This is a genomic window from Boseongicola sp. (genome assembly GCA_014075275.1).
Taxonomy (GTDB): domain Bacteria; phylum Pseudomonadota; class Alphaproteobacteria; order Rhodobacterales; family Rhodobacteraceae.
Genome location: CP046179.1, coordinates 3,153,453 through 3,167,549, shown reverse-complemented (window position 1 = coordinate 3,167,549; position 14,097 = coordinate 3,153,453). Strand labels below are relative to the sequence as shown.

The window sequence follows — 14,097 nt, the reverse complement described above, 5'->3', positions numbered from 1 at the left end:
ATAAGTTACTAACCCACCGCGAAGATTTTGCGCGGCACTTTGAGGGAATAATGGACAGAGATTCTGGGTCCAATGGGGGTCGCTCGGATCCGCCGAAACGTCGGCGGATGACGATGTATGACAAACTGGAAGACGCTCGCCGTCGTCGTCAGGAACTGATGGAAACGGAAGGGCGCGCTGCCTATCCGCCAATCCAGCCTGACATCCCTGAACCTACTCCGCAAACACCGCCAAGATCGCGCCCCAGACCCGCGCCCGAGCAAGACGACTCGATGCGTCCAATTTCCAAGCGACCGCCCGCACCGCCGCCGGTCGCTCCGGTTTCCCGACCCGAACGGCAAGTTTCACAGCGTCCGGTTTCTGAGCGCCCCGTATCCGAACGCTCTGTGACTGAGCGCCCTGTTTCGCAACGCCCAATTTCGGCACGCACACCGGATGCTTCGACGGTAAACGACCCACCGCGGCGACGCTCTAGCATGCGACCTGAGCGCGCTGAGGATCCTTTTATATCGCCCGAAGTCGCTGCCGCGTCTTTGACCCCAGCGTTAGACGAGCCTAAAGGCCGCGAAACGACCGCACCTTTGTTGCGACCAAGCGTTTCGCATTCCGAAATGGAATACAGCGACAAAGTGCCCCCTAGAAGCAGCCAGCCGGTACGAAAGCGGCGTCTTGGCTTTTTATGGTCTGGCGTGCTGGTCACCGGCCTGAGCATCGGTGCGCTATTTTTTCTTGACGAAGACACAGCACTGAATGTTCCGCTTTTCAACACCACCGACGAAGTTGTGGCAGAGGACGCCGCACCTGCTTCTGAAGCGCCTGTCCTGGGTGAAACACCTGTGGCTGTCGAAGAGCCTGTAATTGAAGTGCCGGTCGCCGAAGCAGCGCCGGTTGCAGATGAGACGCCGGTTGCTGAGGAAACGCCATTAGCGACCGAGACGCCAACGGAAGACAGCACTGCAGCCGAAGAACCCATCGTCGAAGCACCCGTGGTTGCAGAAACCCCTGTTCCCCTGCCCGACACGACAATTCAGGAACCAAGTGCCGCACCGGCCCCTGCGCCCGAAAACGCCGACGCCATCGCATCAGTATCGCCCGCCGCTAATGGTTTTGCGATACCGCGCGTGTTCCGCTTAAGGTTCAGTAGTCCCGAAATCGAGACACAGAATTTCGCAGCTTCCCGGCTAACCACGGTCACACGCCAAACAGCAATGACGCTGGCAACCGTCGTCGCAGTACCGGACGCGGTGTTACCCATTCAGGCGCAAGTGCCTGATTTCACAACACCAATCCAGATACCTGCCATCGTCCCGCCGGTGAGCCTGGCGACAGTGCCGCCGCAGCGGCCAGGAGCGCCAGCAGTCGAAGAACCCATCGAGGAAACGGCTGAGCCGGTCACTGACATTGCACCCTTAGACGTCACATCTGAACCCGTGGTGGCCGAAGTCGCACCCGAGCCCGTCGAAACACCGGCAACGCCGCAACCGCCAGCCGAAAGCACAACTGCCGAAGTCGCCCCACCAGAGCCTATCTCAGGCATCGATGTAACATTGCATGTTCCCAATCGTGTTAGCCGGCTGGACGCGAATGCCTTGATCGCACAGGCACGGGACGCGGGATTTGTTGTCGATCAAACCCGTCCCGCCGGATTCACAATTAGCCGAACTAACATTCGTTACTATCACGCTGCCAACGCCGAGAACGCTCAGGTACTTGCCGACGCCGTTGATGGCGAGCTGCGCAATTTCACCAGTTTCAGGCCCTCGCCTGCACTGGGAACGATTGAAATATGGATGGCCGGCAGCGCACCTTCACAACCTGCACCCGCGCCTCAGCCGGAAACACCAGCTTTGTCTGATGACGACCTGAACGCATTGCAGCTGGACATCGAACGCACATTGGAAACACTGAACGATAACTAAGCCATCTTAGGCGTTCAAACCCATTTCGCCATGGGTGGCAGGCTCATCAGCACCGCATTGGCGTCGTGTCCGGTTTCAAGGCCGAACTTAGTGCCCCGGTCATAGACCAGATTGTATTCGGCATAGAGCCCGCGATGCACCAGTTGCGCGTCCTTATCGGCCTCGGTCCAGGGCGTGTTACGGCGCTTTTCGGTCACCGGCAGGAAAGCCTTCAGAAACGCCCGGCCCACGTCTTGTGTGAACGCAAAATCGCGATCCCAGTCACCGGTGTTCAAATCATCGTAGAAGATGCCACCAACACCGCGCGCGCGATGCCGGTGCGGGACATAAAAATACTCGTCCGCCCATTTCTTGAACCGGGGATAGATATCTTCGCCATGCGGGTCGCAATGGTCTTTCTGAACCTGATGAAACGCTGCGGTGTCTTCGTCATATTCGATGCAGGGGTTCAGGTCTGAACCACCCCCGAACCACCAGGCATGGGGGGTCCAGAACATGCGGGTATTCATGTGCACCGCCGGCGCGTGGGGGTTCTGCATATGGGCGACAAGGCTGATGCCGCTGGCCCAAAAGCGCGGATCGTCGGCCATGCCGGGAATGCCTTTGCGCGCCGCCATCGCCGCTTGCGCCCGATCACCCAACTGCCCGTAAACAGTCGAGACGTTGACCCCGATCTTCTCGAACACGCGTCCGCCACGCATAACGCTCATCAGGCCGCCGCCTGCGTCTGAACCATCATCACTGGCGCGTTTGGTTTCGGACACCTCGAACCGCCCAGCGGGCTGATCGGCAAGGGGGCCGCCGGTCTGGCTGTCTTCCAGCGCTTCAAAAGCGGCAACAATCTCGTCGCGCAGACTTCGGAACCAGGCGCTGGCTTGGGTCTTTTGATGATCAAACTGTTCGGTCATAGCGGTGCTCTTTCACTGTTCGACCCCGCATAGACCCGGCAGCCTCTGCCAAGCTTTGAGGTAGATCAAGCATGTGCAGCGTTGGTGCGAGAATTCGGCCTGCGCGTCAATGCGCCGGGGCGTCTGCGGCATCAACTAGGGTGCGCCCGCCATCCACCGTCAGGATCTGCCCGGTCATAAAGCCCGACCCGTCCGAGGCCAGAAACTGAGCCACATCCGCCAATTCGGTTGGACTGGCGATACGAGCCAGAGGCGTAGAGTCGATGATTTCGTCCCGGAATTCTTCGTGTTCGTCCAAGGCCCCTTTTAGCGAAGCGCTCATGACAGACCCCAGCGCGATTGCGTTCACGCGGATGCGGTTCGGGGCCAGTGCGACGGCCATAGACCGGGTCATCTGATCCACCGCCGCCGAACTAACGGAATAGGCCAGAAGATCGGGCTGCGTGCGCCGCGCCGCAATTGACGACATATTTATGATCGACCCCGCGGGGCCGTCATTGCCATCCTTTTGCGCCTGTTTGATCATGCGTTTGGCAAAAACCTGGGTCAGCCGAAGCGACGTCATCAGGTTCTGGTTCAAAAGCTTGGTCACCAGATCATCATCAGCGGAAAGCGGGTCCGACGACAGCATCTGCCGTGATCCGTTGACAAGAATATCCACCCGGTCAAAACGGTCCAGCGTTGCCGACAACAGGTTTGTCACGTTCAGCTTTTCCCGCAGATCGCCCGCGAAGTATCCCAGCGTGCCTTCGTCATCATCATCGACGCTGCCGACCTCTTTGATCAGCTTGTCTTCATGCTTATCAGCAAACATGACATTCGCCCCACGGGCGTGGAAATGACGCGCAATCGCCAGCCCGACCCCGTTGGCGGCCCCTGTGACGACGGCAGTTTTGCCTGCGATTGAGAATGACATATGGGTCTATCCTTTGCGGCGGCGTTTTGGCGATGCGGCGTGGAAAAGTTTAAAAGACGGGGTTTGGCCCAGGGTTTGAACAGTCGAAAATGCGTCTTCTAGCGCTTGTTCGTAAGGCAAATGACGGTTTGCGACAAGCCAAAGCTGACCGCGCGGGGTCAGCATGGCGGCGGCACTGGCGATAAAGGCGCGACCCAAGGACGGATCGGCGCTGCGGCCCTGATGGAATGGCGGGTTGGTAACCACGTGGTCAGCCAGCGCTTCGGGCCGGAATTCGCGTGCGTCGGCCCAATGGAAGACCGCGCGTTCATCGGTGATGTTCAGACGAGCCATTTCCAGCGCAGCGTGATCAGACTCGACCAGATCAACACGTGCCACACCCTCACGTTTCAAGATGGCATCGCTGAGGAACCCCCAGCCCGCGCCCAGGTCAACGACGCGCCCCGGCAGCTTCCTTGGCAGCGTTTCGGCCAGAAGGGCCGATCCAGGATCGACACCATCGGCGGAGAACACGCCCGGCGCGGTTTTGAAGCCGCCGCCAATGCTGTTCTGCACGGTCGTGGCCCAATCCGAGAAATTCGCATCCGTGACGGCGAATATCTTTCCATGGGCCTTTGAGATGACTTCGCCCACCTGCCCGCGCTTCTTCGCCTCTTTAAGGATCGAATCGATGCCGTCGGTTTTCTGACCATCAATCACAATCGGCCCATCCGTCGCCGCGCGCACCGCCGCCAGCATCTGGCGGGCCTCGGACTTGGCGCGGGGCAGGCAGACGATGGCCGCGGCATAAGACGTCCCGATCTGGGTCGCGGTCTCAAACCCTTGCCGTTGAAACGCCGCGTGATGAGGGAAGTGCCGCTGAACGACCTGTATGCGATCCTTCGGCAGCATCGAAAGATCCATGGCACCATCCGGGCCGATCACCGCGATCACACCTTCCTCGGGCAGCGAAACAGCGTCCGTTTCCAGCGCGAGGGTCAATCTTTGGGACAGCATAGTCGAAACGGGCGCGCGCGCCCTATTCCTTTTCCATAGTGCATTGCAGCGGGTGTTGATGACGGCGTGCGAAGTCCATCACCTGCGCCACTTTGGTCTCGGCAATCTCGAACGAGAACACGCCAACAACCGCCAGCCCCTTCTTGTGCACCGTGATCATGATCTCGAACGACTGCGCATGGCTGAGGGCAAAGAACCGCTCCAGAACATGCACCACGAATTCCATCGGCGTATAGTCGTCATTCAGCAGCATCACCTTATACAGCGGCGGCTTTTGCGTCTTTGGCTTGGTCTCGGTCAGGACGCCAGTATCACCGTCGCCTGGCCTGTCGGTCTCGGCCATCATATGCAATGTGCTGAGGGTCACGGTTGTCCGTCTCTGGATGGTTGGCTAGATCGCACAATATATGCGTTTATGGGCGCATGAAAAGGGCGGATCGCCGCCGGAGTGAAGAACACCATGTTAACCACGCTTTGTTTCGATGCCGACGACACGCTTTGGCACAACGAACGTTTCTTTAAAATGACCGAAGCGCATTTTACCGAATTGTTGGCTGACTACGCGGAAAAGGACCATCTGGCAGAACGTTTGCTCGCGTTCGAGCGTGAGAACATCGGCCATTATGGCTTTGGCATCAAAGGCTTCATGCTGTCGATGATCGAAACCGCGCTGGATGTAACCGAAAATAAGGTGCCCGGCCATGTGGTGCGCGAGATCATCGCAACGGGTCAGGAAATGCTGGCCCACCCCATTGAATTGCTTCCGGGGGTCGAAGAAACCGTTGATGCGCTGGCCGGAAGATACCGGCTGTTGCTGATCACCAAGGGCGATTTGCTGGATCAGGAACGTAAAATTGCGCAGTCGGGACTGGGCGAACACTTTGACGGGGTCGAGATCGTGTCTGAAAAGACCGCGCCGGTCTATGCCGAGATTTTTACACGGCATAGACCCAACCAACGGCGGCATTGATGGCCGGTAACTCGCTGAAATCAGACGTAAATCCAGTTATCGAGGCTGGCGGATGGGGTATCTATGTGCCCCATGGAATGACCTGGGAGATCGAAGCGGCCGAAGCCCCGACCGGCCATGATCGCTTCCGCAAGATCGCGCGTTTCGACGAGTTGCCGCGAATAATCGCCGAGATCGAACACAGCATATAGTAGCCAGAAGCCTCAATGCCACACTATATAGCTTTTGCCTTAAAAAGACCTCGAATTGACCGAAAATTCATTGTTTTCCGATGAGTTAGGCCGTGCTAGGGTTTGCGAATTGATGACACCTGGCGGCAAAGATCAGGGTCTGAGGCAGAGTAAAGGGCAGTGTGGTGACGATCCGTCAGGTCGCGCGCAATTTCGTATCCGTTTTATTTTTCGTCGGCCTTTTGGCGTCGGGCAGCGTTGCTATGGCAGCCCCCTATGCCGCCATGGTCATTGACGCCCGGTCCGGCAAGGTTCTGCATTCGCGCAACGCAGATACCCGACTGCATCCGGCTTCGCTGACCAAGATGATGACGCTTTATGTGGTGTTTGACGCAATCGAAAAGGGCGAAATCAGTCTGGACACCAAAGTTCTGATATCCAAAAAAGCTGCATCCGAACCGCCATCGAAATTGGGTCTGCGGGCAGGGTCTAAAATCCAGCTGCGCTATCTTATCCGCGCGGCTGCCGTAAAATCCGCCAACGATGCCGCGACGGCATTGGGCGAAGCAATTTCCGGCAGCGAGGCGGCCTTTGCCCGCCGGATGAACCGCATGGCCAAAGCCCTGGGCATGTCGAACACCACGTTCAAGAACGCCCACGGGCTGACTGAGTCGGGCCATCTGTCCACGGCCCGCGACATGACGCGGCTTGGACGGCATCTGTTTTACGACCACCGCGACTACTACAACCTGTTTTCCCGCAAATCGACCAGCGCAGGCATCAAATCTGTGCGCAACACCAACCGTCGCTTGCTGAATGGCTATCGTGGCGCGGACGGGATCAAAACGGGTTACACCCGCGCGGCTGGCTATAACCTTGTGGCCTCCGCCGAACGTGGCAATGAACGGATCATCGCGACGGTATTTGGTGGCCGCTCGACCGCCTGGCGCAACGCCCGTGTGGCCGAATTGCTGGACATGGGATTTGATCGCGCGCCCAGCCGCGTTGCAGTCAGAAAGCCCAAGCGCCCGATCCTTCTGGCTGAAGGCGCCAGTGAGAATTCAACGGGCAAGGTCGTGCGCGCCTCTGGCCTGATTGCGAAAAGCCCACGCCCGCTGGAACGGCCATTGCCGGAACCTGACGCCGATGTTCTGATCGCCATGCAGGCAGGCATCAGCGATGTTCTCGCCGAAGTCGCCACACCGGACGCCGAAAAAACCGCTGAAGTAGTTGCTGAAGGCAGTTCTGCTGTCCCATCGCCTGTTCTGGCCGCCTCCCTCGCCGCCGCTTTGGTCAGCCCACCTCCGCGGCCTGTTGCCTTTGCCGAGCGCACCGCAGAATCCGAAGAAGTCACGCGGTCCGAACAAGTGGTTGTTACGCGCATGTCCACCTCGGGCGGACGTCACTGGGCCATAAACGTTGGCCGGTTTGCATCGCGTCACGAGGCCGAAAAGATGCTGTTGCAAACGGCATTGGTCGAGCTTGGCACTTTGGACACGGCGTTGCGCAAAGTTGTACACAGCTCGAAAGGCTATGAAGCGAATTTCGTCGGCCTGTCCGAAGAGAAAGCCGAACTGGCCTGCCGCCGTCTTCTGGCCCAGAATATGAACTGTCTGCCCGTTGGACCGGGCTAAAGCTTAGCCATCACCCCAACCAAGCTCCTCTTTTTCGCTGCGCCTCCGGCGCATCGACCCGCGCGTTGGCTTTCGCCAACGCGGTTAAGTATTTTTAGACAGAAGAAGGACGCAAGGTGGAGCTTAGGCGCGACCGGCCTCTGCGGACAGGGTCAACGGATCGACACCCAACGTCGCCAGTGCGGCGCTCCATTTTGACTCGTCATCCCCGTTGAAAACCAGCTCGGACGATGCATCACACGTCAGCCAGCCATTTTGCATGATCTCACCTTCGAGCTGGCCCGGCCCCCAACCGGAATAGCCAAGCGCCAGCAGAGCCGAGTTCGGCCCCTCGCCGCGCGCCAGTTCTTCAAGCACATCAATCGTCGTGGTCATGCCGAATGTATCATTCACTTCAAGCGTCGCATCGTTGGAATCGTAGTCCCCCGAATGCAGCACGAAACCACGCGCGTTCTCGACCGGGCCACCAAAATGCACGCGAATATCGCGTGATGACTTGTCCGAGTTCAACCCCAGCTGATCCAAAAGCGATGAAAACGTTAGTTCGGGCGTAGGCTTGTTGACGATCAGCCCCAGCGCCCCATCGTCGGAATGGGCGCACAGAAAGATGACACTGTGTTCAAAGCGAGGATCGCCCATGCCAGGCATGGCGATCAACAACTTGCCTTCAAGCGATGTCATATCGGCTGAACTCATGACTCATAGATGATCTATGCCACCCATTCCATCAAGGGCAGGTAAACCACAGTCACAAAGGATTACCGGAATGTGATTTCCAAACGACGCAGACGACGCTTAACTGAGGGCCATGTTGAAAGTTCGTAACCTTCTTGCCGTTTTGGCCTGCACCACTGCCACCGGAGCACTTGCACAAGGGCATCTGCCGGAAAACATCGCTGTGGCAGAAATCCTGCCGGGATGGCGCACTGCGGACGGATATCACCATGCAGCCCTTTCGATCACTCTGGCACCCGGGTGGAAGACTTATTGGCGTACTCCCGGCGCTGCTGGAATTCCGCCGGTGTTTGACTGGTCTGCCTCGCGCAACATTTCAAATGTCACTGTCGACTTCCCGGTTCCTGATGTCTTTGTTGACAATGGAATGCGCTCGATTGGCTATGAGAACCAGGTGGTTTTCCCGCTAACGCTGCATGTTCCCAAGAACGCTGAAACCGTTTCCCTTAAGGGCGAGGTGACGATCGGTGTTTGCGAGGATATCTGCATTCCCATGGATTTCAGGATTAATGCTGACCTAGGAAACAGCCACACAACGCCTACCCACACCATTACCGCTGCCCACGCGGACCGCCCACTGACCCCGCGCGAAGCCCGTGCCGGCAGGGTTGCCTGTGACATCGTACCAATCAGCGATGGGCTGCGCCTGACCGCGAAGGTCGAATTGCCAGCGCTGGGACGAATCGAAGCAGCAGTGATCGAATTGCCCGATCGCGAAATTTGGATATCCGAGGCGACGACCCGCCGCGAAGGCAACTATCTGGTTGCTGAGGCCGAGATAGTTCCGCCCGATGCCCGGCCTTTTGCACTTGCGCGACAGGACGTTCGACTGACCGTGTTCGGTGGTGGCCACGCGGTCGATTTGCAAGGCTGTCGCTAGGTTTGCAAGCGCCGGGCTATTCGCACCGCCGCGGCAATCCAGACCAGAAGTGTGATCGCGGCGACACCACCGACAAATAACCCAAACGCCATGGCCATCGAAGCACCAGAACCCAGGGCCACGGGCAACGCTCCGGTCATCATGACTGCACCCATCGTGACGGCGAACCAGCCCGCAGCGGCCAGACCGGCCACACCCAACGCGCCCTGAAGACCCGGTGCACGGCCCGCGAGACCCCGGCGTGCGGCGCGGATGTTGCGGCCCAGATCGTGGCCGATGGCCAGCAAGGCAGGGACCACCAGCAGAACCAGCACCAAACCGAAGCCCAACCCGTAAACCAGAGTGATCACCGTGGGTTTCAAAAACTGCGCCTGTTGCGAGCTTTCGTAAAGCAACGGTGTCAGCCCCAAGACCGTGGTCAATGTCGTCAGCATGACAGGGCGCAATCGGTCGCAAGCCCCGTCGATGATCGCTGGAATCAGCCCGCGATCCTCCGCGTATTCATCAACCGTTGTGACCAATACTATGGAATCGTTGATGATAATCCCGACCATTCCGATCAACCCAACAACCGAGAACATCGACAGCGGCACGTCCCAGAAGTTATGCCCCCAGATAGTTCCGACTAAACCGAATGGGATAATCGCCATCACGATCATCGGGCGCGACCAGCTTGAAAACACCCAGGACAGCGTGATGTAGATACCCGCCAGACACAGGATCAAACCGGTCAGGGCGTCGGACAGGAAGTTGCGTTCGTCTTCGGCCAATCCAGCCATGCGGGTCGAAATACCGAAGTCTTCCTGCAATTTCGGCAGGGTCAATTCGGCAATTTCTGTTGAAATTTCTTCGGCGCGCGCCGGATCATCTTCACTGAGATCTCCGGTGACCGAAACCACGCGCAAGCCGTTCTCGCGCCGCACGGTCGAGAAACCGGTGCGGCGCTCGACCGTCACGATATCTGCAAGCGGCACATAGACTCCTTCGCCAGGTGCGCCTGCGCCTGTCCGCATCAACATCCGGTCCAGGAAATCCGCCGTCAGTTCACCGGCTGGTAACTCAACGCGGATAGTGGCCGAGCGTGGTCCGTCAGGGAAACTTGCGGCCTCTAACCCGTTCAACCGGGCGCGCAACGTGCGCCCCAAATCATCAATGGTGATCCCCAAAGCCTGCCCCTGGGGGGTCAGTTCCAACACCAGTTCTTCTTTGTCATAAGCCAGATTGTCTTCCAGCGCCGACACCTCGCCGTAGCGCGACAATTGCGTTTTCAACGACTCTGCCGCCGCCTTCAGGGTGTCAGAACTGGAGCCCGAAAGTTCGATATCGATGGCATCGCCACCGGGGCCAGACCGCCAGCCGCGAAAGCTGATCGTTTCCAACATCGGGTGACGCGGCACGGCGTCCTGCAGATCGGCGACAAAGGCGAAGCTGGAATAGGGACGCAGATCGGCGTCGATCAATTCGATTGCAATCGAACCAAGCTGATAGCTTTCCTTGGTCTCTTGCCCCGCCAGACCCCGGCCCGAGGTGCCACCGATTTCCGCCAACGCATACAGGATCGGACTGCGGCCGTGTTCGGCCTCGTATTCGGCCCCCAGATCTTCAACCGTCTTTTGCAAAGTGCGCATGACTTCAACGGTGTCTTCACGGGTGGCGCCGGGCACCATGGCGAAGTTGCCGGTGACCGAACTGCGCTCGGGCGCGTTGAAGAACCGCCATTGCACATCGCCTTTGATGAACAGCGCGGCCTGGCTGGCAAGGATCAGCACCACCCCGGCAATCACCGGATAGCGCGCCCAGACCACTCCGGCCATCATCGGGCGGAACAACGTTTCACGCACCCTGCGGAACCCAATGTTCACCTTTCGCGAGGGCCAGTCATACCAGTGTTCCTTGGCGGTATGGGTCAGGGCGTGGCTCAAATGGTGCGGTAGAATCAAAAAGCATTCCACCAGCGAGGCAATCAGAACAACGATCACGGTAAACGGAATATCAGAGATCAAATCACCGAACCGGCCACCAACTGCAATCAGCCCGAAAAAAGCGATGATCGTGGTGATGGTGGCCGCAAAAACCGGCGTAAACATCCGGCGCGCGGCGTTTTCAGCCGCCGTCACCGGGTCTTCGCCCAGACGGCGCGCACGGAAATCGGCATGCTCACCCACCACAATCGCGTCGTCCACCACGATGCCCAACGTAATGATCAGCGCAAAAAGCGACACCATATTCAGCGTCAGCCCGGCCATATACATCATGGCAATCGCCGCCGTCATCGCCACGGGAATTCCGGCGGCAACCCAGAACGCCGTGCGGGCGTTCAGGAACAGAAACAACAGCGCGACCACCAAACCAAGGCCCAACAGGCCGTTATCCAACAGGATATTCAGACGCGCGGTGATAGACTCCGCCAAAGTGCGGATCAGGTTGATCTGCACACCTTCCGGCAGGGTCAGTTCCATTTCCTCGGCGACTTTTTCCACCTGCGCCTGCATACGGATTGCATCACCACGGGCTGATCGGTCGACTCGCACGGAAATCGCTGGATCCGGGCCGACGTAATAGGCCCGGTCGCGGTCAGCGCCCTCGACCCTGACGAGGGCCACGTCGCCCACCGTCAACTGAGTGCCGTCCTGGTTCGAACGCAAGATGATATCCGAAATCTGCCCGGCACTGCGCTTGGCAACACCGGTGCGCACCCGCGCTGAACCGCTGACATCGCCTGCCGGATCAGCCTCCGCCTCTTCGGCGATGGCGGCTGAAATCTCCTGCATCGAGATATCGTGCCGTATGAGGTCAAGCGAAGTGACTTCGACAATGGTTTCAGGCGCGGCCAGTCCACGGATCGTGGTGCGCGTCACGCCTTCGGCAAACAGGCGCGCCACAAATTCATCGGCGAAATTCGCCAGTTGATCGACGCCCACAGGGCCGGTGATCACCACGTCCGTGACACGGTCCGACCAGCGACTGCGCCGAATTTCCGGGTCTTCGGCATCTTCTGGCAGGTTTGTCACGCCTTCCAGCGCGGTTTCCACATCGTTCGCGGCCTGAGACATATCCCAATCCGGTTCGAACTCCAGCCAGATGGTCGCGCCGCCCTCGCGCGACCGCGACGAGCTTTCAATGACGCCATCGACGTCCTGCAACGCAGGTTCCAGCACCTGCACCACGGCCAGATCAACGTCTTCCGCCCCTGCCCCATCCCATGCGACTTGAATGGTGATGTCGTCGACCACGATGTCAGGGAAGAACTGCGCCCGCATCTTCGGGATCGCATAGAGTCCCGCCAGCAACAACAGAACCAGAAGCAGGTTCGCCACGGTTCTGTGCCGGGTAAAATAGGACAGGACGCCGCCAGCGGCTTTGGACAGATCGCGGGCCATAATCAGATTGCCCTAACGGGATCCGATGGGGGCGCTGCCCCCCGCGCTTTGCGCGTCCCCCGGAGTATTTTTGAACAGAAGAAGATCTTTTGAGGCTTGGAGAACATCACATTAGCCCCCCATCCGGCTTTCAATGCGTTCGACCACACGGGCAGGCACCATATCTTCAGCCAATTGCGCCAGAACGCGAGTTTTGACCTCGGCAGGCATAAAGGCATTACCCTCGACAAAGGCCACCAAACGCGCGCGGCGTTCGGGATCAAGCGCCAGCATTTCTGGCTCTTCCTGCGTCTCCTCGGCACCATCAGGGCGGATCGGACGAATGCGGATACCTGCGCCCAGAAGCGGGGTGCGTTCGGCCACAACCTCGCGACCCACCAGCCCACGCACCCGGACGATCACATCGTCACCCTCGCGGCGCAGCACCTGAATGTCTGCGGCTTCAAGCCGGTCCTCGTCGCCCAACGCCAGAACCGTGCCAGCCGCATCCACCGCCGAGGCGGGCAGACGCACGACGCGTTCCAACGGGGGCTCTTCAATTTTAACGGACACGAAATCACCGGGCCGGAACCCGGGCGCATCTTCGATCTGCGCAAACAACAGCCGTCCGGTCTGCCCTGCCCCCACCGCACCACTTTCGCGGCTGACAACGCCTTTGGCTTCCAAGTCTACGCCAAGAATATCAATCGAGGCGGTCACGTCCGCCCCGACCAACCGGCCATTTTCGCTGAGCAATCGCGTATACTGTGGCGTCGAGACCCGAAACGACACTTCCAGCGCGGTTGGGTCAATGAGTTCTGCAAGGCGTTCATTCGGCGACACCAACCCGCCAACCACGGCAGACACATCGCTAAGGACGCCTGCAAATTCGGCGTGCACTTCGGTCTCGGCCAGCGTGCGCTTGGCCTCTGCCAAGGCAATCCGGCGACGCTCCAGGGCCGTTTTGGTCTGATCAACCCGCGCCTCGCCATTCGCCTTGGCCTGCTTTTTGGCCAGAACCGCCTGATTGGCTGACGACAAGGCCAGTTCCGCTGTCTCAACAGCCGCCGCAGACCCGACACCGCGTTCCGCCAAATCCTGTTGCCGGGTCAAAGCGTTGGCACGAAGCCGCGCCTGATCTTCGGCTGCCAGTATATCTAATCTCGCAAGGTCCAAAGACCGCTCCGCCTCGCGCAAATCCGCCTCTGCCTCGGACAGATCAGCCTCTGCCGTCGCCAGCCCGCTTTCAGCGTCCGCCGGATCAATCCGCGCCAGCAATGCGCCAACCTCGACCGCGCCGCCCTCTTCGAAAGCCTTGCTCAGCCAGATAACCTCGCCACCCGACGCCGCGCGCAATTCCAGCGTGCGGCGTGACCGCACCTCGCCAAAGGTGGCCAACACCGGCCGGATCGTCTCGGGCGCCAGGGTCACCACATTGGCCGCAAAAATGCGCTCGCGCGCGGGCCTTTGCCCGGGCTCGTCCGCCCAGCGCGTCTGCAACGCGCCATAAACCGTGCTTCCCGCCCAGGCGAACAACCCGAAAGTCACCGCCATCAAGAAGACACCGATCAGAGATCGCCGAAGAAACCGCATAAAAATCCTAACCGCGT

10 protein-coding genes and 1 pseudogene are annotated in these 14,097 nt (G+C 59.2%); 4 read left to right on the top strand and 7 right to left on the bottom strand.

Annotated elements, in window-relative coordinates; genetic code table 11:
• Positions 1 to 50 precede the first annotated feature (50 nt).
• Positions 51 to 1,919, top strand: coding sequence for a hypothetical protein (locus GKR98_15850; GenBank protein QMU59523.1), 1,869 nt, complete (start codon positions 51 to 53; stop codon positions 1,917 to 1,919).
• A 14-nt stretch (positions 1,920 to 1,933) separates the two neighbouring features.
• Here GKR98_15850 and hemF read toward each other — a convergent pair whose 3' ends face one another.
• The 4 genes from hemF to clpS form a co-directional block, all read right to left on the bottom strand.
• The gene (hemF, locus tag GKR98_15845) at positions 1,934 to 2,827 is read right to left on the bottom strand and encodes an oxygen-dependent coproporphyrinogen oxidase (GenBank protein QMU59522.1); all 894 of its coding nucleotides are present in this window, start codon (positions 2,825 to 2,827) and stop codon (positions 1,934 to 1,936) included.
• Positions 2,828 to 2,933: 106 nt separating this feature from the next.
• Positions 2,934 to 3,743 (bottom strand): SDR family oxidoreductase, encoded by an 810-nt coding sequence (locus GKR98_15840; GenBank protein ID QMU59521.1) that lies wholly within the window; start codon positions 3,741 to 3,743, stop codon positions 2,934 to 2,936.
• Positions 3,744 to 3,749: 6 nt separating this feature from the next.
• Complete coding sequence (locus GKR98_15835; protein QMU59520.1) at positions 3,750 to 4,739, bottom strand: methyltransferase; 990 nt, start codon at positions 4,737 to 4,739, stop codon at positions 3,750 to 3,752.
• 22 nt (positions 4,740 to 4,761) lie between these two features.
• On the bottom strand, positions 4,762 to 5,106 hold the full coding sequence (gene clpS / locus GKR98_15830; GenBank protein QMU59519.1) for an ATP-dependent Clp protease adapter ClpS: 345 nt from the start codon (positions 5,104 to 5,106) through the stop codon (positions 4,762 to 4,764).
• Between the two features lie 93 nt (positions 5,107 to 5,199).
• On the opposite strand from clpS, the pseudogene GKR98_15825 reads away from it, so the two are divergent.
• A pseudogene (locus tag GKR98_15825) lies at positions 5,200 to 5,900 on the top strand (HAD family hydrolase).
• 242 nt (positions 5,901 to 6,142) lie between these two features.
• Positions 6,143 to 7,513, top strand: a complete 1,371-nt coding sequence (locus GKR98_15820) for a D-alanyl-D-alanine carboxypeptidase (GenBank protein ID QMU60138.1) — start codon at positions 6,143 to 6,145, stop codon at positions 7,511 to 7,513.
• Between the two features lie 123 nt (positions 7,514 to 7,636).
• On the opposite strand, the gene GKR98_15815 is transcribed toward GKR98_15820, so the two are convergent.
• Positions 7,637 to 8,209, bottom strand: a complete 573-nt coding sequence (locus GKR98_15815; GenBank protein ID QMU59518.1) for a YqgE/AlgH family protein — start codon at positions 8,207 to 8,209, stop codon at positions 7,637 to 7,639.
• 112 nt (positions 8,210 to 8,321) lie between these two features.
• Here GKR98_15815 and GKR98_15810 point away from each other — a divergent pair, with 112 nt between their 5' ends.
• On the top strand, positions 8,322 to 9,128 hold the full coding sequence (locus tag GKR98_15810; GenBank protein QMU59517.1) for a hypothetical protein: 807 nt from the start codon (positions 8,322 to 8,324) through the stop codon (positions 9,126 to 9,128).
• On the opposite strand, the gene GKR98_15805 is transcribed toward GKR98_15810, so the two are convergent.
• Both GKR98_15805 and GKR98_15800 read right to left on the bottom strand, forming a co-directional pair.
• Positions 9,125 to 12,508: an AcrB/AcrD/AcrF family protein gene (locus tag GKR98_15805; protein QMU59516.1), complete on the bottom strand. Its 3,384-nt coding sequence runs from the start codon at positions 12,506 to 12,508 to the stop codon at positions 9,125 to 9,127. The two genes, GKR98_15810 and GKR98_15805, sit on opposite strands and share 4 nt — an antisense overlap.
• A gap of 111 nt (positions 12,509 to 12,619) precedes the next feature.
• Positions 12,620 to 14,080, bottom strand: coding sequence for an HlyD family efflux transporter periplasmic adaptor subunit (locus GKR98_15800; protein ID QMU59515.1), 1,461 nt, complete (start codon positions 14,078 to 14,080; stop codon positions 12,620 to 12,622).
• Between the last annotated feature and the right edge of the window lie 17 nt (positions 14,081 to 14,097).